Here is a 26,459-nt window from a genome sequence, read left to right as displayed (position 1 = left end):
CCGCCATGCCCAAGAGGATCCACGTCAACCTGTTCGAGATGAACTGCGTCGGGCACATCTCCCACGGCCTGTGGACGCACCCCGACAACAACCGGCACCGGTTCAACGACCTGGAGTTCTGGACCGAACTGGCCAAGCTGCTGGAGTACGGCGCGTTCGACGCGGTGTTCCTGGCCGACGTGATCGGCGCGTACGACGGCTTCCGGGGCGGCCCGGAGACGGCGCTGCGCGAGGCCGTGCAGATCCCCAACAACGACCCGCTGCTGCTCATCCCCGCGATGGCGGCCGTCACCCGCAACCTGGGGTTCGCCGCCACGTTCTCCACCACCTACGAGCCGCCGTTCGCGTTCGCCCGCCGGATGTCCACCCTCGACCACCTCACCAAGGGCCGGGTCGCCTGGAACGTGGTCACCTCCTACCTGCCCAACGCGGCGCGCAACTTCGGGCTCGCCGACGAGGTGGAGCACGATCGGCGCTACGCCATCGCCGACGAGTACCTGCACGTGCTGTACAAGCTGTGGGAGGGCTCCTGGGACGACGACGCCGTCATCCGCGACGTGGAGAACCGGGTGTACACCGACCCGGCCAAGGTGCGCTACATCAACCACGTGGGCGAGCACTACCGGGTCGCCGGGCCGCACCTGTCGGAACCGTCGCGGCAGCGTTCCCCCGTGATCTACCAGGCCGGGGCGTCCGACGCCGGCCGGGAGTTCGCCAGCCGGCACGCCGAGGCGGTGTTCGTCGGCGGATCCACCCTGCACGACGTGCGGGCCAACATCGAGGACACCAAGGACCGGGCGGTACGGCACGGCCGGGCCCGCGACGACATCAGGTTCCTGGCCGGCGCGTCGGTGATCGTGGGGAAGTCCGACGAGGACGTGGAGCGCAAGGTCGAGGCGTTCCGGAAGCTGCGCAGCGTCGACGGGCACCTCGCGCACGCCGGGGCCGGCCTGGACTGGACCCGCTACGACCGCTCCGAGAAGGTCGCCGACATCATCGCCCGCCAGGACCCCGGCCACCAGCGGCTCGGCAGCCGGTTCAGGGAGAACGACACCGTGGGCGACGTGCTGGACCGGTTCACCGGCTTCGACCGGGGCCCGTTCTTCGTCGCCGGCACGCCGAAGGTCGTCGCCGACCAGCTGGAGAGGTGGGTCGACGAGGGCGGGATCGACGGCGTCAACCTGCGCCAGTTCCTCACCCCCGGCACCGCCGAGGACTTCATCGAGCTCGTCGTGCCCGAACTGCGCGCCCGGGGCCGCTACCGCGAGTCCTACGACGACGGCGAGACGCTGCGCGAACGCCTCTTCGGCGCCGGCCGCCCCCGGCTGCCCGCCGCGCACCCCGGCGCCCGGTACCGCGACCCGGCGAGCCTGACATGACCACCGTGGCCGAGCTGCGGGACCGGGCCGACAAGCTGCTGCCGGAGATCGCCGAGGGCGCCGCCGACCGCGAACGGCTCCGGATCCTGCCGCACGAGCAGATCCGCCGCCTGGCCGACGCGCAGCTGTTCGCGTTCCGGATCCCGGTCGCCGACGGCGGGGCCGGGGCGAGCGTGACGGAGGTGATCCGGTTCGTCATCGATCTGGCGGCGGCCGACTCCAACATCGCCCAGGCGCTGCGCCCCGACTATTCCTTCATCGAGGGCCTGCGGGCCCGGGACTCCGCCGAGGAGCGGGCGCTGTGGTTCCGCCGGTTCCTCGACGGGGCCGTGGTCGGCAACGCCGGCTGGGAGGTCGGCGGGGCCAACGGCGCGATCAGCGCCCGGATCACCCGCGACGGGGAGCACTACCGGGCCGACGGCAGCAAGTACTACAGCACCGGCGCGCTCTACGCCGACTGGGTCAGCGCCACGGCCCTCGACGACGACGGCGACCCGGTGTCCTTCATCGTGCCCAGCGACCGGGAGGGCCTGCGCCTGGTCGACGACTTCGACGGCGTCGGCCAGCGGCTCACCGCCAGCGGCACCACCCGACTGGAGAACATGCGGGTGTACGCGCACGAGCTGCGCCACCGCCCCGTCACCGGCGAACGCTCCCCGGTCACCCCGTTCCTCCAGCTCTACCTGGGCGCGGTGCTCGCGGGGATCGCCCGCGACGCGCTCGCCGACGCCGTCGCGTTCGCCCGGGAGAAGGCCCGGCCGATCCGGCACAGCACCGCCGAGCGGTCCGTGGACGACCCCTACGTCCGGCTGTCGGTGGGGGAGATCTCCGCGCGGGCGTACGCCGCCGAGGCCGTGGTGCTCGCCGCCGCCGGGGCCATCGACCGGTACTGGGCCGACCCCGGTCCCGAGCTGCTCACGGCCGCGTCGGTGGAGGTGGCCCAGGCCCAGTACCTCGCCGCCGAGGCCGCCCTGCGCGCCGGGGAACTCGTCTTCGACGTCGGCGGCGGGTCCACCACGGCCCGGGAGCACAACCTCGACCGGCACTGGCGCAACGCGCGCACCGTGGCCAACCACAACCCCCGGCACTGGAAGGCGGCCGTGGTCGGCGCGCACCGGCTCACCGGGGCCGAGCCGCCGACCAGCGGCCTCTTCTAACCACGTCAGCACAGAGACGAGCACCATGGCCAGCACCCCGCGCCAGATGAGCATCGGCATGAACATCCTCGGCCTCGGCGGGCACGGCGCCGCCTGGCGGTACGCCGAGGTCGACCCGCTGTCGTACCTGGACATCGAGTACTACCGCAACATCGCCCGGATCTCCGAACGCGGCACCCTCGACGCGATCTTCCTCGCGGACGGCCCGGCCCTGGCCGGCAACCCGGCGGCCGGACCGTCCGGGCGGCTGGAGCCGACGCTCGTCCTCACGGCCGTCGCGCTGGCCACCGAACGGATCGGGGTGATCGCCACCGCCTCCACCAGCTACAACTCGCCCTACAACCTGGCCCGGCGGTTCGCGTCCCTCGACCACCTGTCCGGCGGGCGGGCCGCCTGGAACGTGGTGACCACGGCCGGCGACGCCGCCGCGCGCAACTTCGGCCTGTCCGGGGCCCCGGTGCACGACGACCGGTACGGCCGGGCCGAGGAGTTCGTCGAGATCGCCGTCAAGCTGTGGGACAGCTGGGAGGACGACGCGGTCCTCGCCGACCGGGAACGCGGCGTGTTCGCCGACCCCGCCAAGGTGCACGCGATCGACCACGTCGGCACGCACTTCTCCGTCCAGGGGCCGATGAACGTGCCCCGGTCGCCGCAGGGCCGCCCCGTACTCGTCCAGGCGGGCTCCTCCGAGCAGGGCCGCGCCCTCGCGGCCCGGCAGGCCGACGCGGTGTTCACCACCCAGACCACCCTGGAGGACGGCCAGGCCTTCTACTCCGAGATGAAGGGCCGGGCCGCCGCGTTCGGCCGCGACCCCGACGCGATCAGGATCATGCCCGGCCTCTCCACCGTCATCGGGTCCACCGAGGCCGAGGCCCTGGCCCGGCAGGCCGAACTCGACGACATCGTCGGCTTCGAGTCCCAGCTCTCCCAGGTCGCCCAGCGCCTCCAGCTCAGCCCGAAGGACCTCGACCCCGACAAGGAACTGCCCTGGCACCTGATCGGCGACGTCTCCGAACTCGGCGGCGGCTCGCACGGGTTCTTCCTGGCCCAGATCAACCTGGCCCGCCGGGAGGGGCTCACGGTCCGGCAGCTCACCAGCCGGATCCGGTCCGGGCACCGGCTGCTGGCCGGGGCTCCGGAACAGATCGCGGACACCCTGGAGGAGTGGTTCCGCGAGGGCGCGGCCGACGGGTTCAACATCATGCCCGACGTGTTCCCGTCCGGGGCCGAGACGTTCGTGGACCACGTCGTGCCCGAGCTGCGGCGGCGGGGCGTGTTCCGCACGGAGTACACCGGGACGACCCTGCGCGACCACCTCGGCCTGACCCGGCCCGCCAGCCGCTACGCCCGACGCTGACCCTTCCACCCAACGGAGACACCATGACCTACCGCCCGCTCGGCCGCACCGGAGTCCAGGTCAGCCCGCTGACCCTCGGCGCCATGAACTTCGGCGCCCGCGCCAACGCCGACCACGCCGACGGCATCCGGATCATCCACCGCGCCCTCGACGCCGGGATCAACCTCGTCGACACCGCCGACGTGTACTCCCAGGGCGAGTCCGAGGAGATCGTCGGCAAGGCGCTGCTCGGCCGCCGCGACGAGGTGGTGCTGGCGACCAAGTTCCACAACCAGATCGGCGAGAACCCCAACCACCGGGGCAGCTCCCGGCGGTGGATCGTCCGCGAGGTCGAGAACAGCCTGCGGCGGCTGCGGACCGACCACATCGACCTGTACCAGGTGCACCGGCCCGACCCGGACACCGACCTCGACGACACCCTCGGCGCGCTCAGCGACCTGGTCCGCCAGGGCAAGATCCGCTACTACGGCACGTCCACGTTCTCCGGCGCGCAGCTCGTCCAGACCCAGTGGACGGCCGACCGCCGGGGCCGGGAGAAGCCGTCCTCGGAGCAGCCGCCGTACTCGATCCTCGCCCGGGCCGTCGAGCGCGAGGTGCTGCCGGTCGCCCAGGAGTACGGCCTGGCCGTCCTGCCCTGGAGCCCCCTCGCGGGCGGCTGGCTGTCCGGCGGCTTCGGCCGCGACGGGCACCGTTCCAGCCGGGGCGAACGCTTCCCGGCCCGCTATGACGCGGCGCACCCCGCCAACGCCGCCAAGTTCGAGGCCGTCCGCCAACTGGAGGCGCTCGCCGAGGACGCGGGCCTGTCGCTGATCCACCTGGCGCTGGCCTTCGTCCTGCGACACCCGGCGGTGACGTCCGCGATCATCGGCCCCCGGACCCTGGAGCACCTGGAGTCCCAGCTCGACGCCACCAAGGTCCAGCTGTCCGCCGACGTCCTGGACCGGATCGACGAGATCGTGCCGCCGGGGGTGACGCTCAACGCCGCCGACACCGGGTACCAGCCCCCGGCGCTGCGCGACCCGGCACAGCGGCGCCGCTGACCGGTCACCACAGGGCACGGGGCGCGCCCCGTGCCCTGTTGACTGCCCTCGCCGGGGACCATGCGCCGGCGCCGCGGATCCCAATGCGCGAGAATGTCGAAGCATGAGTAAAACTGTGTGTTAATGTCGGAAGATGTTCACATCTAACGTACCCTCGGCCGGTCTCGGTGGCGGCTACCTCGGCCCCGGGGACATCCCGGTCGACACGGAGACCCTCCGCGCCGGATAGCCCGCCCGCCCGCCCGCGCGCCGGTGCACGTTCGGCGTGCCGTGCCGGGACCCCGCCGCGCCAGGCCGGTGGCCGCTCCAGGCCCGTAGCCCTCTGGCTGGGCCCCTGCCCGTGGCCCCCGCCGACAAGGGTCGGGGCCGACCACTCGAAGGTGGCCGGCCCCTGCTCTCCCTCTCGGGGAGTTCCTGGGTGTCGTGGCTACAGCGTGATCGACCAGGTGTCGAGGACGCCGTAGTCACCCGGGCCGTAGTCGGTGACCCGCAGTCGCCAGGTGCCGGCTGCGGCGGAGTTCACCGGTACGGAGTAGGTCCGCGTACCCCCGAACTGGGTGCACGGGTAGTTACCGGTACCGGAGTACTTGACCGGGTAGATCACGCCGTTCGGCGCGACCAGGCTGATCCCGAGGTCCTCGGCACAGGTGTGGTTGATGGTGACGGACAACTGCACCGGCGACACGGCCGTGCCGGACGCGTTCGAGGACACGTTGCTGAAGATCTGGTTGTCCGCGATCGTGTAGTTGGTGCCGTTGGTGAAGGTGCGCCCGGTCGGCGGTTGCGTCGTGGGCGGCTGGGTGGTGGGCGGGGCCGTGGTCGGCGTGGTGCCGTTCACGGTCAGGGTGTACGTGGTGTTGTGCGTGACGGCTCCGGTACCCGTGATCGTGATCGTCGAGGTGCCCGGGGTCGCGCTCGCCGCCACCGCGAACGTCACGGTGGAGTTGGAGCCCGACTGGACCGACGAGGGGCTGAAGGACACGGTCACGCCGGTGGGCGCTCCCGAGGCGGTCAGGTTCACGGTCTGCGCGCTGCCGGTGGTGGTGGCCGTGTTGACGGTGGCCGTCACCGAGGAGCCGCGGTTGGCGTTGCCGGAGGTGGGGTTCACCGAGACCGAGAAGTCGTTGGTCGGGGTGGACGTGCCGACGGCGAGGTTCCAGATGGCGTAGGCGATGCCGTCCGCGCCCCGGTTCAGCGCCGTGGCGTTGATGTTGTTGGTGGTGTCGCACGAGGCGTGGTAGCAGGGGTCGTACGCGGAGTTGGCCGTACCGCCCCACTTGGTGGCCTGCGCGCTGGTCTTGCGGGCGGAGGCGCCGGTGGCGTACCCGCTGGTCGCGATGCCCGCGTTCTTGAACGAGGCGTCATCGGAGCGGCCCTGGCCCTCGACGTTCTCCTCGGGGGAGAGGTTGAGGGAGTCCCAGTAGTCCTTGAGCGGCTTGGCCGTCGCCGTGGTGACGTTGTTGATGAAGTAGCCGGCGTTGGTCGAGGCGATCATGTCGAAGTTGTAGTAACCCTTGATCGCGCTCTTCTGCGTCGCCGACAGCGAGTTGACGTAGAACTCGGAGCCGTTGAGGCCCTGCTCCTCGTCCGTCCACCAACCGAACCGGACGTGCTTCGTCATGGTCGGGTTGGCGCTGGCCAGAGCCAGGGCGGTCTCCAACAGGGCGGCCGAACCGGACCCGTTGTCGTTGATGCCCGGACCGGCCGAGACACCGTCGAGGTGCGCGCCGAACATCACCGTGTTGGCGGTGTCGCCACCGGGCCAGTCGGCGATCAGGTTGTTCGACGTGTAGGTGCAGCCGCTGTTGCAGGTCTGCTCGACCACGTTGTAGCCGGCGGCCGTGAGCTTGCCCTTCACGTAGGCCAGCGAGGCCGTGTAGCCGGCGCTGCCCGCCCGGCGGTTGCCGCCGTTGTTGCTGGCGATCGTGTTGAACTGGGTCAGGTGCGCCTGCACCTTCGCCACGTCGATGTCCGGCACCGTCGGGTTCGGGTTCACCGAGCCGACGGTCAGGTTGTAGGTCGCCGTGTGCTCCACGGAACCCGCGCCCTTCACCGTGATCGTGTAGCTGCCCGCCGCCGCCGAGGAGGTGGTCGCGACGGTCATCGTGCTGTTGGAGCCGGACTGCACCGAGGCCGGGCTGAACGACACGGTCACGCCGGACGGCGCCCCCGAGGCGGTCAGGTTCACGGTCTGCGCGCTGCCCGTGGTGGTGGTCGTGTTCACCGTGGAGGTGACCGACGAACCCGGCTGGACGCTGCCGGAGCCCGGGTTCAGGCCGATGGAGAAGTCGTTCTGCGTGTTCGGCGCACAGGTCGCCTCGCCGGACTGGGCCGGCAGGCTGATCGCGTCCCACGCGGCCTTGGTCTTGTTGTACAGACCACAGGTGCTGTCGAGGTTCTTCGCCGCCTGCAGCGTGGCGATCCGGTACTTCTTGTGCGTCATGCCCGAGGTCTTCAGCAGCATGCCGTTGTAGAAGATCTTGCCGGCGTTCTGGATGCCGACCCCGGTCAGGGTGGTGCTGTTGCAGGTCGGGCTGTTCGGCTTGCCGTTGCCGGGGGCCGAGCCCTCGGCGAGCAGGTAGAACCAGTGGTTCAGCGGCCCGGCCGCGTCGTGCACCTCGGTGTTCGGGATGGACGAGGAGTAGCAGTTCGGGCTGCGGCCGTCCTTCGAGGGCTCGTACATGTACCGCAGCGGCTTGTTGTTGCCCGAGAAGTTGACCCGCTCGCCGGTCTCGTAGTCGGGGACGTCCACGGAGCTGTTGATGTAGTGCTCGGTCAGCGCGCCGAAGATGTCACCGGTCGCCTCGCCCAGGCCGGCCTCCGTGGAGGTGCCGCCGGGGGTGTTCTCGTCCAGGCCGTGGCCGTTCTCGTGCCCGACGACGTCGAGCCCGGTCAGCCACTGGTTCGCGGAGTTGTAGCCGAACAGGGTCGCGTTGGGCACGTAGTCCCAGTACGCGTTCTGGTCGGCGAGGCCCACGTACGACGGCCAGCCGCCGCCGTTGCCGTTGAAGCCGTTGCGGCCGAGCCAGTTCTTGAGCATGTCCCACTCGCCGGCGTTGGCGTACATGACGTCCACGCAGCCGGAGACCTTGTCGGTCTTGGACGAGCTGCCCCAGACGTCGTCGGCGTCGGTGTAGATGGCGCCGGTGCTGCCCGAGTAGTTGGCGCAGCTGATGTTGCCCCGGGTCGGGTCCTGCATCTTGTAGCTGCCGGAGGAGCCCGAGGTCGGGATGCTCAGGTTCGAGCCGCTCCACACGCCGGTACCGGTACCCGCGTGGATGTCCTCGGCGGAGTGCGCGACCTTGCCGGTGTTGGCGTCGACGTACACGTTCTGCCGGCTCGGCCGGGTCGCCTTCTCACCCGGGTGACCGCCGCCGTTCGCCGTGCCCGACACCTCCACGTGCCAGGCGAGTACGGGCTGCGGCTGGTCGACCGTCAGTACCACCAGCTTCGGGTCCGTGGCCTTGTCGACCTTGGACAGCCGGGCGCGCGCGGCGGCCGTGGCCTGCTCCGCGCTGATCTGAGGCTGCGGGTTGAGGGCGATCGGGGTGTTGCTGCCCGACACCGTGCTGAGCACCTTGCCTGCGGCGTCGGTGGCCACGACAGCGTCGCCACCGACGACCGGCAGGCCACGGTAGGTGCGGTCGTAGGACACGTAGTACAGGGTGTTGCCGCCGGGGTTGCCCCCGGTGTAGACGGCCCGGCGGTCGAACTGCTCGTTCGGGCCCTTGCGCAACGCGTCCAGACCGCTCGCCGCGGCCTGGTCGGCGGCGGCGACGGCCAGCCCGACGGGGTCGACGGCGGCTTTGGCGGTCGGCGACTGCGCGGCCGACCAGGACAGCGCGGCGGCCGTCCCGGCGACCACGGCGAGGGCAAGCCCCGCCGCCGCGACCGGCAAACCGGTTCTGCGTCTCATTGGTGCTCCTTTAGCCGAGGGGCCCGTGTCCGCCGCGACGTTGAGGGGACACGGGGGCTTTCTGAAACAGGGGTACTCGTCATGCGCCGTCCGGAACGGGGCGCCATGGACCTGTGCCGATGGCTGTCCGGGGTGAGCACGAGCGTAGTGACTTACAGCGACATAACAAGTTGTCGTCTGATCACCGTGCGTAGTTGTTGAACGGGTCGGAACGCGAAACGGGGAGTAACCGCCCCGTAGTCACCCACCAGGAGTCCCCATCATTGCCAGGCTGGAAAAACTCTGGAATTTTAGAGCTACGTGGCTCGATACCCCGGACGCCACGGGTGCGGAGGTGCGGCATGCGAACCCGGACACACGTCACATTCGGTGCCGCGCTGCGCGCCGCGATCGGTGACAGCGGGTTGACCCTGCACGCGGTCCAGGGCCGCCTCGCCCGCCGCGGGGTGCACGTCGCGATCGCCACCCTCAGCAGCTGGCAGACCGGACACAACCGTCCGGAACGGGTCGAGTCGATCCGGGCGGTCACGGTGTTGGAGGAGCTGTTCGACCTCGACCCCGGCGCCCTGACCAGCCTGCTCGGCCCCCGCCGCTCCCGGGGCCGGCACCCGCTCGACGAGGCGGGCCGCATCTTCGACGTGATGTCCAACGGCCTGGCGATCGAGGAGATCGTCGGCGAGATCTGTCCGGACCTGTCCGCCGACATCCAGGGCCTCTACCTGGAGGAGGAGGTGGTCCTGGCCGCCGGCCGGTCCCTGTCGGAGGTCGGGACCCGGATCGTGACCGAGGCGAGGTCCGACGGCGTCGACCGGGCCTACGCCGTGAACCTCGCCGAACCCGGGACCGACCTCGACGCCATCCACGTCGTCGCGACCCTGCACTGCCGGGTCGGCCGGGTCCGCAGGAACTACACCGAGAACATCGTCGGCACCGAGCTGATCCTCGACCAGTCGTACAACGCGGGGGACTCCTTCGTCGTCGAGTACAAGTCGGTGCTGAACCAACCCAACGCGGACGACGAGTACTTCCGCGCGTTCACCGGAACGTCCGAACTCTACGTCCTCCGCGTCCGGTTCGACCCGGCCGAGCTGCCCGTCCGGTGCTACGAGTTCCACGCCGGCCACGTCGACGGCCCGCGCACCGAGAAGGAGATCCGGCTGTCGAGCGCGCACATCGCCCTCGTGGCGCAGCGCCATCCCGGCCTCGGGGTCGTGGGTATCCGGTGGGAATGGGAATAGTTCCGCCCCGCCGGTAGAAAAGGCGGGGACCCGTTCGTCGTACAGGAGTGGACGCGCTCACCCGAGCGCCCGCGACCGTCCGGGAGGACAGATGAGGTACCTGATGCTGGTCTGCGTCGCACCCACCGGGGAACCGGCCGACCCCGGCCGACCCGTGGGCACCGCGCCGGCCGAGATCGACGTGGACACCTGGGTCGAGGAGATGGACGGCCGGGGCGCGCGCCTGATCGGCGAGCGGATCCGCCCGGTCGGCGACTCCACCACCGTCCGGGTGCGCGGCGGCGAGATCCTGCTGACCGACGGCCCGTTCGCGGAGACCAAGGACCTGATCGCCGGGTTCGACGTGATCGAGTGCGCGGACCTCGACGAGGCGGTGGAGATCGCGGCGCGGCACCCGATGGCGCGCGGCGGGGCCCTGGAACTGAGGCCGTTCTGGGAGTGAACGTCGATGGGGCGGTCGCCGCCGCGTACCGGGCGGAGTGGGGCCGGGTCGTCGCCACCCTGATCCGGCTCACCGGCGACTGGCACCTCGCCGAGGAGTGCGCGCAGGACGCGTTCACCCGGGCGGTCGAGCGCTGGCCGGCCGACGGCGTACCCGCCCGCCCCGGGGCCTGGTTGACCACGACGGCCCGCAACCGGGCGCTCGACCGGATGCGCCGCTCCTCGGTGGAGGCGGAGAAGCTGCGGGAGGCGGCGGCTACGGGGGAGCCGCCGCCCGTCGGCGACTTCCCCGACGAGCGGCTGGAGCTGATGTTCACCTGCGCGCACCCCGCGCTGACCCGAGAGGCGCAGGTGGCGCTGATCCTGCGGTGCCTCGCCGGGCTCGGCACGGCGGAGATCGCCCGGGCGTTCCTGGTCACCGAACACACCATGGGGCAGCGGCTGTTCCGGGCGAAGAGCCGGATCCGGAACGCGGGGATCCCGTTCCGGGTCCCGCCGCCGCACCTGCTGCCCGCCCGGCTGTCGGCGGTCCTGGCGGTGCTCTACCTGCTGTTCAACGAGGGGTACGCCGCCGCGTCCGGCCCCGACCTCCTCCGCGTCGACCTCGCCGACGAGGCGGTCCGGCTCGCCCGGCTCCTCGTGACCCTGATGCCCGACGAACCGGAGGCCGCCGGCCTGCTCGCCCTGATGCTGCTGCACGACGCGCGCCGGGCGTCCCGGGTGGACCCCGCCGGGGACCTGGTCACCCTGGAGGAGCAGGACCGGGCGACCTGGGACCGGCCCCGGATCGCCGAGGCGGTGGCCGTCCTCGACGGGGCGCTGCGCCGGGGCCGCCCCGGTCCGTACCAGGTGCAGGCGGCGGTCGCGGCCGTGCACGCCGAGGCGCCCGACGCGGCGTCGACGGACTGGCCGCAGATCGCCGGCCTGTACGCGCGCCTCGCGGAGCTGACCCCCGGGCCGGTCGTGGAACTCAACCGGGCGGTCGCCGTCGCGATGGCGGACGGCCCCGAGGCCGGCCTGCGCCTGGTCGAGGGGCTGGCGGCAGGCGGCGCGCTCGCCGGCTACCACCTGCTGCCCGCGACAGGGGCCGACCTGCTCCGCCGCCTCGGCCGGTACCCCGAGGCGGCTGAGGCGTACCGGCGGGCGCTCGCCCTCGCGCCCACCGACGCCGAACGCCGCTACCTGGCCCGCCGGCTGCGCGAGGTCGAACCACAGGACGCCGCGGACAGATAGCGGTGGGCCGCCCCGCCCCGGTGGGAGTCCCGGGGGAGGGCGGCCGTCGTGCGTGCGGTCCTACAGGCAGCTGCCCGTGTTCGTGACGCCGTTCGGGCCGGCCGACCCGTTGCCGAGGAGTCCGGTCCCGCCGGGTCCGCCGAAACCGTTCGCGCCGGCGCCGCAGGCCCTGCCGCCGGTGCCGCCCGTCCCGCCGAACCCGAGGACGCCGTCGCCGCCCGCGCCGCCCGCCCCGCCGGGACCGTTGGCCGGCCGACCGTTGCCGCCCTTGCCGCCGTGGCCGCCGTTGAGCATGTTCGACGCGCCGCCGCGCCCGCCGGCCCCACCGGCGGCACCGTAGCCGCCGGTGCCGCCCCACGCGCCGTTGCCGATCCGACTGGTACCGCCCGCGCCGCCGGCGCCGCCGGTCCCCGCCGTGGGGCCGCTCACGCCGCCCGCCCCGCCGGTTCCGCCGAGGTCACCGGTGCCGCCGGGCCCGCCGGCACCGCCCGCCCCGCCGCCGTAGCCCGCACCGCCCTTGCCGCCCGCACCGCCCGGGCAGCCGGGGGCGGCGTTCCCGCCGGCGCCACCCGCCTGGCCCGCCGGGTTGCTGGGGGTGCCGGCGGCGCCGGCCGCCCCGTTGAGGTTGGCGCAGGCGGCGGACGCGGGGGAGGCCAGGGCGAACGTGGCCGTGGCGACGAGGAGGGGAGTGGCGAACAGGGCGACGATCCTACTGCTGTGCATGGGATACCGGCTCTCGCGTGAGGCCCTCCGCCGGCTTGCCATCGAAGCGGCGGAGTCGCCTTAACTGGTGCAATGTGGAGATACCCCAGGCACACTTGCCTCAAACATACCCAAAGTGGATCTAGTCGTTGAGTGACTCCATCAGCTCCCGGAAATTCCTCTGGACCTTCTTTCCGAGGTACTCGCTGCCCCACGTCTCCTTCACGAGCAGGGTCCCGCCCCCGTGCAACGTGAGCTCCACCTGCACCGGCGACTCCTTCATGACCCGCGTCGAGGCGATCTCCTCGAACGGCAGCCACCGGCTCCGCGCCGCCAGTTCCGCGACCGGACCGGCGGCGAGCAGCTCCGACATCCGCGCCGTGCCCTCGTCGGACTTCCCGGAGGAAGCGAAGATCAGGCCCTCGTCGGTGACGATCAGGTCGTGCTCGGCCTCGCCCAGCTTGACGTTCGCGATGCCGAACAGCGGCTCGGCGGTCCGGGCGTCCGCGCGGGCCGAGGCCTGCACCCCGGCGGCCACGTCGATGCCCCGTTCCGCCAGCCGGGCCCGCAGCGCCGGCACCGAGGCCGGGTCCGTGACCGCCTCTGTCACCAGGAAGCCCAGGGCGAACAGCTCGCCGTCGGCCCCGCGCAGCCGGAACGGGCCGGCCCAGTTCAGCTCCCAGGACGCCGCGCCGGACGCCACCGCGGTGGCCCGGATCGCGGCGGTCACGTACTCGCCGAGGTCGTCGGTGTCCGTGCGCAGCCGGGTGGCCAGTTCCGGGGCCCGCCCGGCGGCCAGCAGGTCGAACACGAGCCCCAGGCCGCCCGGACCGGTGCCGGCGACCCGCGCGGCCGCCCGGTAGAGCCGGTCGACGACGTGCTGGGAGCTGGCGACGGCCGCCGCCGGGATCAGCTCCGACCAGGACAGCACCTGACGGGTACCGAAGTCGAACGCCGTCCGCTCCGCCGCCAGCATCAGGGCCCCCGGGTCCCGGAGCAGCGCCGTGGCGGGCCGGGTGTCGGCCACCCGGTGCGCGGACCCGAACGCGGACAGCAGCCGGACCCGCTCGGCGATCGGCGGGTGGGAGTCCCAGCGGGAGTGCTTCTCCGGGGCCGGCTCGGCGCGGACCTTCGCGAGCTGGTCCGGCCGGGCGGCGAGGAACTCGCGGAACCCGCCCATCACGTCGGTCGGCGCGTAGCCGTGGTCGGCGGCCCAGCTGACGTAGTGCCGCAGGTACGTGTCGAACGCGGCGTCGGCCACCGGCAGTTCCCGCAGCGCGGCGATGGCCGTGTCCCGACCGGCGACCCGGGCGGAGAACTCGTCGGCCAGCAGCTCCTGGCGACGGCTGATCGCGTGCGTGACCAGCAGGTACAGCCGGAAGTAGCCCCGGAGCAGCCAGTTGATCGGGTTCCACCTGCCGAACCGGGAACCGATCTGGATCAGCGTCTCCCGGCCCAGGTACGTGAGCCCGCTCAGCCGGGTGTCACTGCCCGAGTAGTGCCCCAGCTCGTGGGCGAGCACCGAACGGAACTGGTCCGCGGTGAGGGTGAGCAGCAGCGGCGCGCCCACGTACAGGGTGCGCCGGCCGGCCTTGAGCCCCAGGAACCGCGCGTCCTCCGACACGGCCGCGTTCACGTCGCCGATCATCCGGATCTCGTCCGGCGCGCGGGTCCGCACCTCGGCGGCCAGCGCGCGGACCTGCGCCCACAGCTCCGGCGCGTCGGCCTCCGTCACCGGGTGCCCGTGCGGCACGGACGGCCGGGGGGCCAGCGCCTTCCACATGCCGATCAGCACGGTGACCCCGATGCCGGCCAGCAGGAGGCTGACCTTGCCGGCGGCGGCGCCGTGGCTGGAGTGGGTCCAGACCGCGTAGCCGGCGTATCCCGCCCCGGCCACGATGGCCAGCGAGAGTACGTAGATCCCGATCAGCATCAGCAGAGCGATCACAGCGCGTAGCCGGATACCCATGTCGTCCCTTTCCCCGTGTGCGACAGCCGGGGAAGACTAGCCACGGGCGGCGGGGTGGATCAATCCCCTTTTCCGCCACAGCGCCCGTCGGGTCGCGACGGACCGCCGGCACCGTGCGGGCCGGCACAGCACGGGGGCACCGCGCGCCGGTCGGTCCCGGCCCGCCGGTCCCGCCGCGCGCGGCCGTCACAGCACGCTGAACGGGTCCCCGAGCCTCCCGGTCGTGCCCTCGTCGGGGGTGGCCTGCGGCGCGTCGGCCGGGGCCGTCGTACCCGTCGGGTCGGTGTCCGTGGTGGCCCCGTCGACCGCGAACGGGTTCCAGCTGGGTGCCGGGAGGTCCCGGTCGGTGTGGTGCTGGTTGCGGCTCATGACCAGGAAGCCTAGCGACCGTGCGGGGTCCGGCCGCGCAGGCGGTGCGGACGGCTCGCTGGGCGCCTCGGGAAACTCCGGCCCGGGACCGGGCACCCGGGACCGGCGGTGGCCTCATCGCGGGCCGCCGACCCGCGATGAGGACCCGTCAGCTCGCGCTGTACAGCGCCTTGAACTCCGCGTAGTCGAGCCGGCCGTCGCCGTCCCCGTCCGCAGCGGTGAACGCGGCCGCGACCTCCTCGGTGGTGGGCTGGTCGCCCATGCTGACCATGAGCCGCGTCATCTCCTCGGCGGTGACGTACCCGTCGCCGTCGGCGTCGTGGGCGCGGAACGCCTCGGCCAGCTCCGCGTCCGACGGGCCGCCGTGGGCGGCCATCAGGGTGAGGAACTCGGCGAGGTCGAGCTTCTTGTTCCCGTTGGCGTCCGCGTCGGCGATCAGTTTCCGCAGCTCGATGGCCGTCGGCCGGGCGCCCAGGCTGCGCAGGACGACCCCCAGCTCGTCGGAGGTGATGTAGCCGCTGTTGTTGCGGTCGTGCAGGGTGAACGCCTTCTTGTACTCCTCGGTCTGCGCGGGAGTGAGTGGCTGTGCGTCGGACATGTGCCGTGCTCCGTTCCGTGGGGCCAGTCCGACCAGCCTAAGGGCCGTCCGCCGGGCGCCGGAGCCAGCACGCCGGCCCCCGCCGGGCGGGCGGCACACCAGCCTCGGGGCGCCGGCCGTCCACATCAGGCCGGTGCCCGCCGTCCGTGTCGTGTCGGTCTCCACCCGGGACGGTCCCCGACGCGACCCGAGGCGCGCGTGCCGGCCCCGGACCCGGGGCGCGTGTGCCGGACGCGGGGCGCGCGTGCCGGACCCCGGACGCGCGCGTGCCGGGCCCCGCGCGGTCGTGGTCACCGTGCCACCCCGTCGGGGACCTCCACCGCCCCGGTGTGCCGCGCCCCGGCGGCCCGCACCAGCCGCGCCACCTCCGCCGGATGGCTGATCTGCGGGTAGTGCCCGGCCCCCGCGACCACGGACACCGGCCACCCGGCGTAGTCCACCAACGGGTCCCGCTCGCCGACGATGATCTCGACCGGCACGGTGACCTGCCGCAACAGCTGCCGCGCCGCCGCCCGCCGGCCCGGCTCGCTGGCCGCCCGCAGCGCCGCGACGGTCCGCCGCGCGACCCCCGGCCGGCGCAGGTTCGCCGCGGCGCCGGCGACGGCCGGCCCGTCGGGCACGCCGAGCACGGTCGCCAGCCGGGCCGTCGACATCCGGCGCAGCAGGGCCGCGGCGAGTCCGGAGCGGGCCAGCCGTCCGGCGCGCGCCTGGAGGAACGCGGGCGCGACCAGCACGAGCTTCGAGATCCGCTCCGGATACGCGAGGGCGAAACGGATCGCGGGGTCGCAGGACAGGGAGTGCGCGACGAGTACGGGCCGGGTGCGGACCGGGCGCATCAGCTCCACCAGCCACTCCGGCGGCCCCTCGGCGGACCGCCGCCCGGCCACATCCGAATCCGTGCGCGGAGCGGAGCCCTCGGGCCCCGACTGGTCCCCGACCGTGCCGGGAGCCGACCGGCCACGCCCCGACGTCTCCCCACCCGGGCCCGGTGTCGACCGCTTGCGACCCGCGTCCGGTGCCGACCGGCCGAGCCCCGGCAGGTCCGCGCGCAACGGACGGGAGCCGAGCGCCCCCGCCACATCGGCCCAGCTGTCACCGTCCACGGGCACCCCGTGCAGCAGCACCTGACCGGGCTCCTCCCGGTCACCCGTGACCCACATCCCGTCGTGGAAGCCGCCCGCTCCGCCCCCGGGCACGGCACCGAACCGGCTGCCGACCAGGTGGTCGGCCCAGTCCCGCAGCGCCTCCTCCACCGGGGGCATCCGCAGCCCCACGACCCGGGCGTGCGCGTCGGCGGCGGTCGTGTCGTACCGGTCGTCGGACAGGAACGTGAGCGTCTCGGGTTCCACGCCGGTCAGCGCGCGCGGCAGCCGCCGGACCAGGCCGACGGGCACCTGGAACCGGGGGGCCGGGACCCCGAGGTGCGCGGCGAGCATCCGGACCAGGTCGGGCAGGTTCGGCGTCGCGTCGTCGAGGACGGTGTAGGACCGGCCGGCGGTCTCGGCGCGCCCGGGCAGCGAGGCGAGGAACCGGGCGAAGTAGTCGACGGTGACCACGGGCACGAAGGTGTCCCGGCCGCCGGGCAGCGCGGGGAGCCTGCCCCGCCACAGGTCGGCGACGATGTCGGCGAGCCCGATGTACTGCCCGGGCCCGATCACGGAACTCGGGTTCGCGATCGTCAACGGGACCCCCGTGGCCACCGCCCGGGCGGTCAGCGCGGTGTCGGCCTCCAGCTTGGACGACTCGTACCCCCCGGTGGCGCTGTTGTCCTTGAGTGCCGCGCGGTAGCCGGTGATGTGCACGAGGCGGCGGAGGGCGGGGCGCGAGGCGGCCCAGTCGAGCACGTGCAGCGCGCCGGTCACGTTGACCCGCTGGGCGGTCTCGGCGGTCAGCCCCCAGGCGAACGCGGCGGCCGAGTTGTAGACGTCGCGGACCTCCTCCAGCCCGGCGGGCAGCCCGAGGCCGGGTCGGGTGATGTCGCAGGTCACGACGGTGAGCCGGGTCCGGTCGGCGCCCCGTTCGTCGAGCCAGTCGGTGAGCCGGGCGGCGGAGCCGGAGCGCAGGGCGGCGGCCACGTGGTCGCCCCGGTCGAGGAGTTCGGCGACCAGGGAACGGCCGATGAACCCGGCGGCGCCGAGGACGATCGAGTCGGGGGACAAGGCAACTCCTTCTGTAGACCAATCTACATATTTTTTGGGTACGACAAACGCGGGCCGCCGAGTACGGGGCCCCTACAGAAGTGCCGTGATCGCCCCGGCGACCCGGGTCAGCGGCTGCCGGCTCCGGTGCGCGCGGGCGAGCAGCAGCCCGCCCTCGATCAGCGCGAGAACGGTGGTGGCGAGGTCCTCGGCCCCCGGGTGGCCGTCCGCGACGAGCTGGTCGCGCAGGGCCGCCTCCCAGGACGTGTACGCCGCCGAGCAGGCCCGCTGCACGGTGTCGTTCGACGCGGCCAGCTCCAGGGCCACGGTGGCGACCGGGCAGCCCTGGTGCCACGCGGACCGCTCCAGCCGGTCGCCCAGCACGTCGAGCAGCTGGGCCAGCAGGTCGGCGGTGTCGGTGGCCTCGATCCCGCCGATCAGGGCGGAGATGTCCTGGCCGGCCCGGGCCACCGACTCGGTGACCAGCTGGTCCTTGCCGCCGGGAAAGTGGAAGTACAGCGAGCCGCGCGGGGCGCCGCTCTCGGCCAGCACCTGGTTGAGCCCGGCGCCGAAGTAGCCGCCCGACTCCAGGAGCCGGGACGCGGCGTCCAGCAGTCGTGCCCTGGTCTCCTCGCCCTTCTGTCCCATGGCCGAAGAATAGACCGGTCTTCATAATCCCGTCAACCCGGGGGAGCGCGCAGCACGGCCTTGCGGGTGGCCTCGAGGTCCGCGCCGTACAGCGCGAAGCTGGCCACCGCGGTGGTCGTCGTCGACTGGTTCCGGCCGAGGGCGACCTCGCAGCGGAAGGCGGAGGAGCCGCTCTTGAACGTGGCGGTCACACAGCAGGGCGGCGGTTCGGAGGCGCATGATCCGGATCAGACCACGGACAGCGCTGTGGACGGTATCGAAAGGGTTCCGGTTTCCGCGGCCGCCGGTGCCGCTCTCCCCGTCGGGGTGAGACGGCCGTCACCTCAGGGGTCAATCGGCGATCATCCCGATAAGATCAACTAGGACCGATCCACAAAGGACTTTCCCGCCCCTCCACGGCGCGCGAGCCGCGCCACCGCGCCCCGCCGGTCCGCGATCCGGACCCGGCGGCGCGCTCCTCCGTCATGCCCCCGACCGGGGCCGTACCCACAGGAGCGTCGCGTTGAGACCCACCCTGCTCGCCCTCACCCTGGCCGCCACGGCACTCGTCGTGCCGGCCGCCCCCGCCGTCGCCGGCCCCGCGCCGGACCGGCCGACCCGCTCGGCGGCCGACCGGTTCGTGGCGCACGAGCCGACCCGGTTCCACCGGGGACCCGAGGAACAACTGCGCCAGATCCGGGAGTACGCCGGCGGCAACGGCCTGCGGTACACCAGCTACGAACGCACGTACCGTGGCCTGCCCGTCCTCGGCGGCGACGCGGTGGTGGTGACCGACGCGGCCGGACGGGTCGTGCACGCCGCCGTCGCCCCGGGCCGCCCGCTCGACCTTCCCGTCACGCCGACGGTGTCGACCGGTTCCGCCCTGGCCACGGCCCGGACGAAGCTCGACGCGGTCGGCGAGGCGACCGAGCCCACGTTGGCCGTCCTGGCCTCCGAGGCCGGCCCCCGCCTGGTCTGGGACACCGTGGTCACCGGCCGGTCCGGGCCGGCCCCGAGCCGGCAGCGCGTCCTGGTCGACGCCCGCACCGGCGCGGTGGCCCGCAGCTACGACGAGGTGCGCGCCGGCACCGCCAGCACCTACTACAACGGGTCGAGGACCATCGGCACCACGGGCTCCGGCGGGACGTTCCGGATGGCCGACCCGGCGCGCCCCGGCCTGGAGTGCGGCAACGTCGACGGCGTCGTCTACACCGGCCCCGACGACACCTGGGGCAACGGCTCCGGCACGGACCTGGAGACGGCCTGCGCCGACGTGCTCTACGCCGGGGCCAAGGAGTCCGACATGGTCTCCGCGTGGCTGGGCCGCTCCGGGCTCGACGGCCAGGGGCACGGCTTCGCGGCCCGGGTCGGCGGCGACTACGCCAACGCGTACTGGACGGGCACCTTCGCCACGTTCGGGCGCGCCGTGGACCTGCAGCGGCAGGCGACGAGCCTCGACATCGTCGGCCACGAGTTCGGGCACGGGATCTACCAGCACAGCCCGGGCGGCCTCAACGACGAGCCGGGCCTGGACGAGGGGTACGCCGACATCTTCGGCACCCTGACCGAGCACTACGCCAACGACCCGACGCGGCCGGCCGACTACCTGGTGGGCGAGGACGTGAACCTGTACGGCAACGGTCCGCTGCGCAGCCAGTCCCGGCCGTCGGACTACTACGGGCCGGACTGCTGGTCGACGGACCTGCCCGGCGCGGAGGCGCACTTCGCGGCCGGCCCGCTCAACCACTTCTTCTACCTGCTCGCCGAGGGCTCCACGCCGACGAACGGCCGGCCGGCCAGTCCGATCTGCGCGGGCGGCCCGCCGTCGGTGACCCCGATCGGGCTCCAGGAGGCGGGGAAGGTGCTGTACAACGGGCTGTTGGCCAAGACCTCCAGCTGGCGGTACGCCGACGTGCGGGTGGCCACCCTCGCGGCCGCGAAGAACCTGTACCCGTCGGGTTGTGTGAACTTCAACCGGGTCCGCGACGCCTGGAACGCGGTGGCGGTGCCGGCTGGCCCGCACGAGCCGACCTGCGGCACGACGGACGACTTCACGCTGGCCGTGGACCCGGCGACCGCCTCGGTCAAGCAGGACGGCGGGGTGACCACCTGGGTGTCCACCGGCGTCGCGACGGGCAGCACGAACCTGGTGTCCCTGTCCTTCAGCGGCCTGCCCGCCGGCACCACCGGCGTGCTCACCTCCAACCGGGTGCCCACCGGCTACGGCACGGAACTGTTCATCGACACCGACGCGACCACCCCGGTCGGCAGCTACCCGGTGACGGTCACCGGGGTCGGCGGGGCGACGCGCACGACCACGTTCACGCTGGTGGTGACCCTGAACTTCGACGACTACGCGTTCACCGTGACGGACGTGCCCGAGTTCGTGGTGCCCGGCGACGCCGCCGACCTCAAGGTGAACGCGATCAAGGACTCCGGCTCGGCGAACCAGTACGTGACGCTGGGGATCTCCGGGCTGCCCGCAGGGGTGTCGGCGACGTTCGACCCCCCCGTGGTGCCGACCGGCGGCATCGTGTGGCAGCCGGGGATCCTGCACCTGACGACCACGACGGGCACGGCGCACGGGGACTACCGGGTCACGGTCACCGGGGACGGCACGGTCGCCGACCACCAGACCGCGTTCACGCTGGCCGTCCGGCCCCGGCCGAACGAGTTCTCCCTCGCCGTCGCCCCGGCCGCGCTGTCGGTGCCGGCGGGCACCACGGGCACCCTGACGGTGTCCACGGCCCTGGTCTCCGGCGCGGTGCCGTCGATCGCGCTGACCAGCGGGCCGGGCGGGCTGCCGGCCGGCACCACCCGGTCCTTCAGTCCTGCGACCGTGGCGGCCGGCGGTTCGTCCACGCTGAGCGTCACGGTGCCGGCCGGGGCCACCCCGGGTTCCGGGTACTCGATCACGGTGCTGGGCACGGCCAACGGTCGCCAGCACCAGGTGGTCGTGCCGGTGACGGTCACGCCGGGCGGCTTCTGCGCCGGTTACCAGAACACGCTGACCGGCACACTGGCGAGCGGGGCCTCGGTGTACCGGCCCGGCACGGCCGGGTTCACGGCGGCGGCCGGGGTGCAGCGCGGCTGCGTGGACGGCCCGGCCGGGGCCGACTTCGACCTGTACCTGCAGAAGTGGAACGGCAGCACCTGGGTGAACGTCGCCAGCGGCACCAGCCCGGGCGCCGACGAGACCCTGACCTACACGGGGACGGCGGGCACCTACCGGTACCGGGTGCTGTCCTACTCGGGCGCCGGGAACTACACCCTCGGCTACAGCGTCCCCTGACCCGGCGGGGCGCCAAGCCTCACAGCCCCATCGGGCCGGAAGCCCCACCGCACCACCTGACCCCGACCGGGCCCGGAGCCGCAGAGGTTCCGGGCCCGGCCGGGTTCCGGGCCCGGCCGGGAACGCCAATCGGCCACGACAGCCCATCACCCTCCGTTAGTTTGAACGGGTGTCCGTCCGCCCGAGCACCCGCGCCGCGCTCGCCGGTGCCGGCGTCTCGCTGGCCCTGTGCGCGGCCATCTACCTGGGCAGCAGGGGACTACGCGACTTCGACTCGGCCCTGGTGCCGTACGCGGCGGCCACGATCTTCCTCGCCTTCGGCGTCACCTACCGCTATCTCGTGTGGATCTCCGCGCCCGGGGCCCGCCGGCTGTTCCGGAGCGGGTTCGGCGCGTTGTTCTCCTGGCGTTCCTTCCGCCGGGCGCCCACGGCGCTGCCCCGGATGGCGGCCACCTACCTGGGCTTCCAGAAGTTCCTCGGCGCGCGGTCCCGGGCCCGCTGGGTCGCCCACCAGCTGATGTTCTGGGGCTGTCTGCTGGCCGTGGCGATCACCTTCCCGCTGACCTGGGGCTGGTTCACGTTCACGGCGGACGCGGGCGCGGGTCCGGAGTACACGATGCGGCTCTGGGGTTTCGGATTGGTGCGGTTCGACGCGTTGTCGGTCGTCGGCTGGCTCAGCTTCCACGGCCTGGACATCGCCGCCGTGCTCGTGCTCGCCGGGTCGGGCTACTTCCTGGTCCGCCGGCTGCGCGACCGCGAGGCCACCAGCGGGCAGCGGTTCGGCTACGACCTGGTCCCGCTGCTCGCCCTGATCGTGGTCTCCGTGACCGGGCTGCTGCTCACGTTCTCCAGCGCGGTGCTGCACGGCGGCGGCTACGAGTTCCTGGCCCTGATCCACATGGCCTCGGTCGTCGGCACCCTGATCTACATCCCGTTCGGCAAGTTCTTCCACGTCGTGCAGCGCCCGGCGGCGGTGGGCATGCAGCTGTTCAAGTACGTCGGGCGCGGCGAACCGGGGCGTTGCCGGGTGTGCGGGGAGCCGATCGACACGGCCCCGTTCGTGGCCAACCTACGGGCCACGATGGTGGACCTGCGGCTCGGGTTCGAGGCCCTCGCCGAGACCTGCCCGCGCTGCAAACGCCGGGAACGCGGCCGGGCCTACCTGCGGACCGTCAAGAAGGGCTTCCAGTGACCCTGGATCCGAACGTCGCGCCCCCGGGCAGTCGGAACTTCCGCGACGCGGGCGGGCTGCCGGCCGACCGGTGGCGGGCTCAGCGCGGGGAGGAGACCCTGGTCCCGACGCACTGCTGCTTCTGCGGGGTGCAGTGCGGCATGTACCTGCGCACCCGGCACGGCAGGGTGTTCGGCGTCGAGCCCCGCGACCACGACATCAACCGGATGCGGCTGTGCCCGAAGGGCCTGAGCGCCTACCAGCAGGTCAACCACCCGGACCGGCTCACGGCGCCCCTGATGCGCCGCACCCGCGGCGAGGACTTCCGGGAGGCGTCCTGGGAGGAGGTCCTCGACTTCACCGCGAGCGAGATCCAGCGGATCCAGGCGGAGTACGGGCGGGACGCGTTCGGCATGCTGGGCGGCGCCAGCCTCGTCACCGAGAAGACGTACCTGGTCGGCAAGTTCGCCCGGGTCGCGCTCCGGACCCGGCACGTGGACTACAACGGCCGGCTGTGCATGGTCAGCGCCGCCGGGGCCAACAAGCTGGCGTTCGGCATCGACCGGGTCGGCAACCCGTTCGCCGACATCCTGCTCACCGACTGCCTGCTGATCGCCGGCTCGAACGTGGGCGAGTGCTTCCCGGTGATGACGCAGTATCTGTGGGGCGCCCGCGACCGGGGCGCGACCCTGATCGTGCTGGACCCGCGCGAGACCGCCATCGCCCGCACCGCCGACATCCACGTCGCCCTGCGGCCCGGCACCGACTCGGCGTTCCTCAACGCCGTCCTGCACGTGATGGTCCGCGAGGGCCTGACCCGGCTGCCGGACTTCACCACCGGCTGGGACGAGGTCCGCGCGACCGTGGAGCACTACCCGCCGGCCCGGGCCGCCGAGATCTGCGGGGTGCCGGAGCGGCAGGTCACCGACGTGGCCCGGATGTTCGCGGGCGCGCCGAAGGCGATGGCCTGGCATGCCCGGGGCATCGAGCACCATACCCAGGGCGTGGAGAACTGCCTGGCCGTGATCAACGTGTGCGTGGCCGCCGGCCACATCGGCAAGCCGGGCGCGGGCTACGGCACCATCACCGGCCAGGGCAACGGGCAGGGCGGCCGGGAGCACGGCCAGAAGTCGGACCTGTTGCCGGGCGGGCGCAGCATCAACGACCCGGAGCACCGCCGGCAGATCAGCGCGATCTGGGGCATCGACGAGGCCGACCTGCCCGGGGCGGGCACGTCGATGATGGAGATGGTGCACCAGATGGGGCGCGGCGAGATCCGGGGCCTGCTGGGGGTGTGCAACAACCCGTTCGTGTCCCTGCCCCACCACGCGGTCGTGCGGGCCGGCTACGACGCGCTGGACTTCCACGCCCAGAGCGACTTCTTCCTGTCGGAGACGTCCGCCAACGCCCACGTCGTGTTCCCGGTGACCACGTGGGCGGAGGACGAGGGCGTGATGGCCAACGCCGAGGCCCGGGTCGTCAAACACAACAAGGCCCAGGAACCTCTTCCGGGGGTACGCACCGACACGTGGGTGCTGTGCCAGCTCGCCGAGCGGCTCGGGGTGGGGGACAAGTTCGCGTTCGCCGGCTCCCGGGAGGTGTTCGAGGAGCTGCGGATCGCCTCGAAGGGCACGGTCAACGACTACTACGGCATCACCTACGAGCGCCTGGAGGAGACCGGCGGCATCGCGTGGCCCTGTCCGGACACCGACCACCCCGGCACGCCCCGGCTGTTCGAGGACGGCCGCACCTGGCACGCCGACGGCAAGATCCACCTCCAGGCGGTGGAGTGGCACCCGCCCGCCGACCCGTACGACGAGACCTATCCGATGTCGCTGACCACCGGGCGGACCGTCGCGCACTTCCTGTCGGGCAACCAGACCCGCAGGCTCGGCGGCCTCGTCGAGCAGACGCCCCGGCCGTGGGTGGAGGTACACCCCTCGCACGGGTACGCCACCGGGGACCCGGTGCGGGTCGTCACCCGGCGCGGCGAGGCCGTGTTCCCGGCCCTGGTCACCGAGGCCATCCGGCCGGACACGGTGTTCGTGCCCTACCACTGGCCGTACCCGGTGGCCGCCAACCAGCTCACCAACGACGCGCTGGACCCGCGCTCGAAGATCCCCGAGTACAAGGTGTGTGCCTGCCGGATCGAGCGCGCGCCCGCCGTCGTGGACACCCCCGCGCCGCCCATGCCGCCCGGCCGGGTGGCGTACCCCGAGGTCCAGGCGTTCCGGCTCGATCCCCGGCCGCCGACCTCCTCCCAGGGAAGGGGCACGTCGGAGCGATGATGGGACGGACGCTGTTCATCGACCCCGGTCGGTGCATCGGCTGCCAGGCGTGCGTCGCCGGCTGCCGGGAGTGCGACTCGCACCGGGGCAAATCCATGATCCACCTGGACTACCTGGAGGAGACGCACACCGTCGCCTCGATGCCCACGGTGTGCATGCACTGCGAGGACCCGGTCGCGCCGTGCGCCCAGGTCTGCCCCGCCGAGGCCATCGTGGTCACGGCCGACGGGGTGGTGCAGGACGCGGACAAGAGCCGGTGCATCGGCTGCGGGAACTGCGTGGACGCGTGCCCGTTCGGGGTGCCGAAGATCGACCTGGCCGCGAAGCTGCAGTACAAGTGCAACCTGTGCTACGACCGCACGTCCGAGGGCCTGGCCCCGATGTGCGCCACGGTCTGCCCGACGGGGGCCCTGTTCTACGGCACGATCGACGAACTCCTCGCCGAGCGGCCGAACGCCGACGTGACGAACCTGTTCGACTTCGCCGGCACCACGGTGTCCACCGGCGTGGGCATGGTCGTGCCCCGGGACCGGGGTGGCGTGCCGGTGCCCGGGGTGGCCGAACCCCTGGGCCGCTACCCGGGCACCACCGACAACGTGCTGGGGGAGGTGCTGTGAGCGCGGAGAACGACCGGCCCACCACCGGAACGGAGCGCCCCACCACCGGGACAGATCGGCCCGCCACCGGAACGGACCGGCTCACCGCCGAGGCGCTGACCAGCCGGCGCGACTACCTGAAGCTCACCGTCACCGTCTCCGGCGGACTGGCGGCGGGCGGGGTGGCCGTCGCGGCGGGCCTGTTCCACCGGCACGGCGACGGCACGGCCCCGCCGCTGCGGGTCGCCGACCGGATCGACCCCGGCGCGGCGGTGGCCTTCACCTACCCGGGGGAGCACGACCGGGCCGTGGCGATCCGGCTCCGGGACGGCACCCTGGTCGGCTACTCCTCGATCTGCACGCACCTGGCCTGCGCCGTCCTGTGGCGGGCGGAACGCGGCCCCGAGGGCGAGCTGTACTGCCCCTGCCACGAGGGCGTGTTCGACGCCCGGACCGGCGAGGTCACGGCCGGCCCGCCGCCGCGCCCGCTGCCCCGGGTGCTGCTGGAGGACCGCGCCGACGGGATCTACGCCGTCGGCACCGCCCGGTCGGGCGCGGCGTGAACGACCCGGCCGGCACCCACCGGCGCTATCCGACGATCCGCCCCACCAGCGGGTACACCGATCCCCGGGTCCGGTCGACCGGGCCGGGCCGGCACTCCGCGGAGCGCGATCCGGGGCTCACCGCCCGGCTGGTTCTCGTCCTGACCGTCCTGGTCGGACAGTTGTGGGCGTTGGCCGTGGGCCTCAACGCCTGGATGCGGGGGCGCGAGGGCGTCGCCTGGTGGTGCGCCGCGTTCGAGGTCGCCTCCTTCGCCGTGGCCCTGGTGTTGTGGCGCACCGGGAACCCACCACGTGCCGGAAGCCCATCGCGTGCCGGAAACTCGCCGCACGCCGGAAACCCACCGCATGCCGGAAGCCCACGGCACGCCGGGAACCCACCGCGCGC

At 73.0% G+C, this 26,459-nt stretch carries 20 protein-coding genes; 12 read left to right on the top strand and 8 right to left on the bottom strand.

From position 1 onward, the window contains the following. Positions 1 to 5 precede the first annotated feature (5 nt). The 4 genes from AB0M43_RS05325 to AB0M43_RS05310 are packed head-to-tail and all read left to right on the top strand — an operon-like array spanning position 6 to position 4,933. Positions 6 to 1,379 (top strand): LLM class flavin-dependent oxidoreductase, encoded by a 1,374-nt coding sequence (locus AB0M43_RS05325; protein ID WP_363721382.1) that lies wholly within the window; start codon positions 6 to 8, stop codon positions 1,377 to 1,379. Next, the gene (locus AB0M43_RS05320) at positions 1,376 to 2,536 is read left to right on the top strand and encodes an acyl-CoA dehydrogenase family protein (RefSeq protein WP_363721381.1); all 1,161 of its coding nucleotides are present in this window, start codon (positions 1,376 to 1,378) and stop codon (positions 2,534 to 2,536) included. The genes AB0M43_RS05325 and AB0M43_RS05320 overlap by 4 nt, the downstream gene beginning before the upstream one ends. Positions 2,537 to 2,561: 25 nt before the next feature. Next, on the top strand, positions 2,562 to 3,893 hold the full coding sequence (locus AB0M43_RS05315) for an LLM class flavin-dependent oxidoreductase (protein ID WP_363721379.1): 1,332 nt from the start codon (positions 2,562 to 2,564) through the stop codon (positions 3,891 to 3,893). Positions 3,894 to 3,916: 23 nt separating this feature from the next. Next, positions 3,917 to 4,933: an aldo/keto reductase gene (locus AB0M43_RS05310; RefSeq protein WP_363721378.1), complete on the top strand. Its 1,017-nt coding sequence runs from the start codon at positions 3,917 to 3,919 to the stop codon at positions 4,931 to 4,933. Positions 4,934 to 5,360: 427 nt separating this feature from the next. Here AB0M43_RS05310 and AB0M43_RS05305 read toward each other — a convergent pair whose 3' ends face one another. After that, a complete protein-coding gene (locus AB0M43_RS05305; protein WP_363721376.1) occupies positions 5,361 to 8,849 on the bottom strand; it encodes a M28 family peptidase in 3,489 nt (1,162 codons plus the stop codon). Positions 8,850 to 9,190: 341 nt separating this feature from the next. Between AB0M43_RS05305 and AB0M43_RS05300 the strand changes: the two genes are divergently transcribed. The 3 genes from AB0M43_RS05300 (at position 9,191) to AB0M43_RS05290 (ending at position 11,761) form a co-directional block, all read left to right on the top strand. Further along, positions 9,191 to 10,087, top strand: coding sequence for a hypothetical protein (locus AB0M43_RS05300; protein ID WP_363721375.1), 897 nt, complete (start codon positions 9,191 to 9,193; stop codon positions 10,085 to 10,087). A 91-nt stretch (positions 10,088 to 10,178) separates the two neighbouring features. Beyond that, entirely contained in the window at positions 10,179 to 10,529 is a 351-nt protein-coding gene (locus AB0M43_RS05295; protein WP_363721373.1) for a YciI family protein, read from the top strand. After that, complete coding sequence (locus AB0M43_RS05290; RefSeq protein ID WP_363721371.1) at positions 10,526 to 11,761, top strand: sigma-70 family RNA polymerase sigma factor; 1,236 nt, start codon at positions 10,526 to 10,528, stop codon at positions 11,759 to 11,761. The genes AB0M43_RS05295 and AB0M43_RS05290 overlap by 4 nt, the downstream gene beginning before the upstream one ends. A gap of 60 nt (positions 11,762 to 11,821) precedes the next feature. Here AB0M43_RS05290 and AB0M43_RS05285 read toward each other — a convergent pair whose 3' ends face one another. The 7 genes from AB0M43_RS05285 to AB0M43_RS05255 all read right to left on the bottom strand — a co-directional run bounded on the left by AB0M43_RS05285 (position 11,822) and on the right by AB0M43_RS05255 (position 18,376). Further along, entirely contained in the window at positions 11,822 to 12,484 is a 663-nt protein-coding gene (locus AB0M43_RS05285) for a hypothetical protein (RefSeq protein WP_363721369.1), read from the bottom strand. A gap of 121 nt (positions 12,485 to 12,605) precedes the next feature. Then, positions 12,606 to 14,411: a M48 family metalloprotease gene (locus AB0M43_RS05280; RefSeq protein ID WP_363721368.1), complete on the bottom strand. Its 1,806-nt coding sequence runs from the start codon at positions 14,409 to 14,411 to the stop codon at positions 12,606 to 12,608. Between the two features lie 207 nt (positions 14,412 to 14,618). Further along, positions 14,619 to 14,801, bottom strand: a complete 183-nt coding sequence (locus tag AB0M43_RS05275) for a hypothetical protein (RefSeq protein WP_363721366.1) — start codon at positions 14,799 to 14,801, stop codon at positions 14,619 to 14,621. Positions 14,802 to 14,949: 148 nt separating this feature from the next. Then, on the bottom strand, positions 14,950 to 15,399 hold the full coding sequence (locus AB0M43_RS05270) for an EF-hand domain-containing protein (protein ID WP_363721365.1): 450 nt from the start codon (positions 15,397 to 15,399) through the stop codon (positions 14,950 to 14,952). A 290-nt stretch (positions 15,400 to 15,689) separates the two neighbouring features. Further along, positions 15,690 to 17,558 carry an SDR family oxidoreductase gene (locus AB0M43_RS05265; RefSeq protein ID WP_363721363.1) on the bottom strand — a complete coding sequence of 623 codons (1,869 nt, stop codon included), beginning with the start codon at positions 17,556 to 17,558 and terminating at the stop codon, positions 15,690 to 15,692. Between the two features lie 72 nt (positions 17,559 to 17,630). Continuing rightward, complete coding sequence (locus tag AB0M43_RS05260; RefSeq protein ID WP_363721361.1) at positions 17,631 to 18,185, bottom strand: TetR/AcrR family transcriptional regulator; 555 nt, start codon at positions 18,183 to 18,185, stop codon at positions 17,631 to 17,633. Positions 18,186 to 18,217: 32 nt separating this feature from the next. Next, the gene (locus tag AB0M43_RS05255) at positions 18,218 to 18,376 is read right to left on the bottom strand and encodes a hypothetical protein (protein WP_363721359.1); all 159 of its coding nucleotides are present in this window, start codon (positions 18,374 to 18,376) and stop codon (positions 18,218 to 18,220) included. A gap of 311 nt (positions 18,377 to 18,687) precedes the next feature. Between AB0M43_RS05255 and AB0M43_RS05250 the strand changes: the two genes are divergently transcribed. The 5 genes from AB0M43_RS05250 (at position 18,688) to AB0M43_RS05230 (ending at position 26,074) form a co-directional block, all read left to right on the top strand. Beyond that, on the top strand, positions 18,688 to 21,456 hold the full coding sequence (locus AB0M43_RS05250) for a M4 family metallopeptidase (RefSeq protein ID WP_363721357.1): 2,769 nt from the start codon (positions 18,688 to 18,690) through the stop codon (positions 21,454 to 21,456). 169 nt (positions 21,457 to 21,625) lie between these two features. After that, positions 21,626 to 22,648 carry a hypothetical protein gene (locus tag AB0M43_RS05245; RefSeq protein WP_363721356.1) on the top strand — a complete coding sequence of 341 codons (1,023 nt, stop codon included), beginning with the start codon at positions 21,626 to 21,628 and terminating at the stop codon, positions 22,646 to 22,648. Continuing rightward, complete coding sequence (locus tag AB0M43_RS05240) at positions 22,645 to 24,915, top strand: molybdopterin oxidoreductase family protein (RefSeq protein ID WP_363721354.1); 2,271 nt, start codon at positions 22,645 to 22,647, stop codon at positions 24,913 to 24,915. The genes AB0M43_RS05245 and AB0M43_RS05240 overlap by 4 nt, the downstream gene beginning before the upstream one ends. Continuing rightward, the gene (locus AB0M43_RS05235) at positions 24,912 to 25,532 is read left to right on the top strand and encodes a 4Fe-4S dicluster domain-containing protein (RefSeq protein ID WP_363721352.1); all 621 of its coding nucleotides are present in this window, start codon (positions 24,912 to 24,914) and stop codon (positions 25,530 to 25,532) included. Before AB0M43_RS05240 ends, AB0M43_RS05235 begins: the two co-directional genes overlap by 4 nt. Next, positions 25,529 to 26,074 (top strand): Rieske (2Fe-2S) protein, encoded by a 546-nt coding sequence (locus AB0M43_RS05230; RefSeq protein WP_363721351.1) that lies wholly within the window; start codon positions 25,529 to 25,531, stop codon positions 26,072 to 26,074. Before AB0M43_RS05235 ends, AB0M43_RS05230 begins: the two co-directional genes overlap by 4 nt. Positions 26,075 to 26,459: the final 385 nt, after the last annotated feature.

Origin of the sequence: Longispora sp. NPDC051575 (genome assembly GCF_040681875.1) — a bacterium.
Classification (GTDB): Bacteria; Actinomycetota; Actinomycetes; order Mycobacteriales; family Micromonosporaceae; genus Longispora.
Note: the sequence above shows the minus strand (reverse complement) of the source record. Positions and strands in the feature narration are given on the sequence as shown.

Excerpts from the sequence above, each read along its gene's own strand:
- AB0M43_RS05325 (WP_363721382.1), top strand. The coding sequence starts at position 6 with ATGCCCAAGAGGATCCACGTCAACCTGTTCGAGATGAACTGCGTCGGG.
- AB0M43_RS05320 (WP_363721381.1), top strand. The coding sequence starts at position 1,376 with ATGACCACCGTGGCCGAGCTGCGGGACCGGGCCGACAAGCTGCTGCCG.
- AB0M43_RS05315 (WP_363721379.1), top strand. The coding sequence starts at position 2,562 with ATGGCCAGCACCCCGCGCCAGATGAGCATCGGCATGAACATCCTCGGC.
- AB0M43_RS05310 (WP_363721378.1), top strand. The coding sequence starts at position 3,917 with ATGACCTACCGCCCGCTCGGCCGCACCGGAGTCCAGGTCAGCCCGCTG.
- AB0M43_RS05305 (WP_363721376.1), bottom strand. The coding sequence starts at position 8,849 with ATGAGACGCAGAACCGGTTTGCCGGTCGCGGCGGCGGGGCTTGCCCTC.
- AB0M43_RS05300 (WP_363721375.1), top strand. The coding sequence starts at position 9,191 with ATGCGAACCCGGACACACGTCACATTCGGTGCCGCGCTGCGCGCCGCG.
- AB0M43_RS05295 (WP_363721373.1), top strand. The coding sequence starts at position 10,179 with ATGAGGTACCTGATGCTGGTCTGCGTCGCACCCACCGGGGAACCGGCC.
- AB0M43_RS05285 (WP_363721369.1), bottom strand. The coding sequence starts at position 12,484 with ATGCACAGCAGTAGGATCGTCGCCCTGTTCGCCACTCCCCTCCTCGTC.
- AB0M43_RS05275 (WP_363721366.1), bottom strand. The coding sequence starts at position 14,801 with ATGAGCCGCAACCAGCACCACACCGACCGGGACCTCCCGGCACCCAGC.
- AB0M43_RS05270 (WP_363721365.1), bottom strand. The coding sequence starts at position 15,399 with ATGTCCGACGCACAGCCACTCACTCCCGCGCAGACCGAGGAGTACAAG.
- AB0M43_RS05260 (WP_363721361.1), bottom strand. The coding sequence starts at position 18,185 with ATGGGACAGAAGGGCGAGGAGACCAGGGCACGACTGCTGGACGCCGCG.
- AB0M43_RS05235 (WP_363721352.1), top strand. The coding sequence starts at position 24,912 with ATGATGGGACGGACGCTGTTCATCGACCCCGGTCGGTGCATCGGCTGC.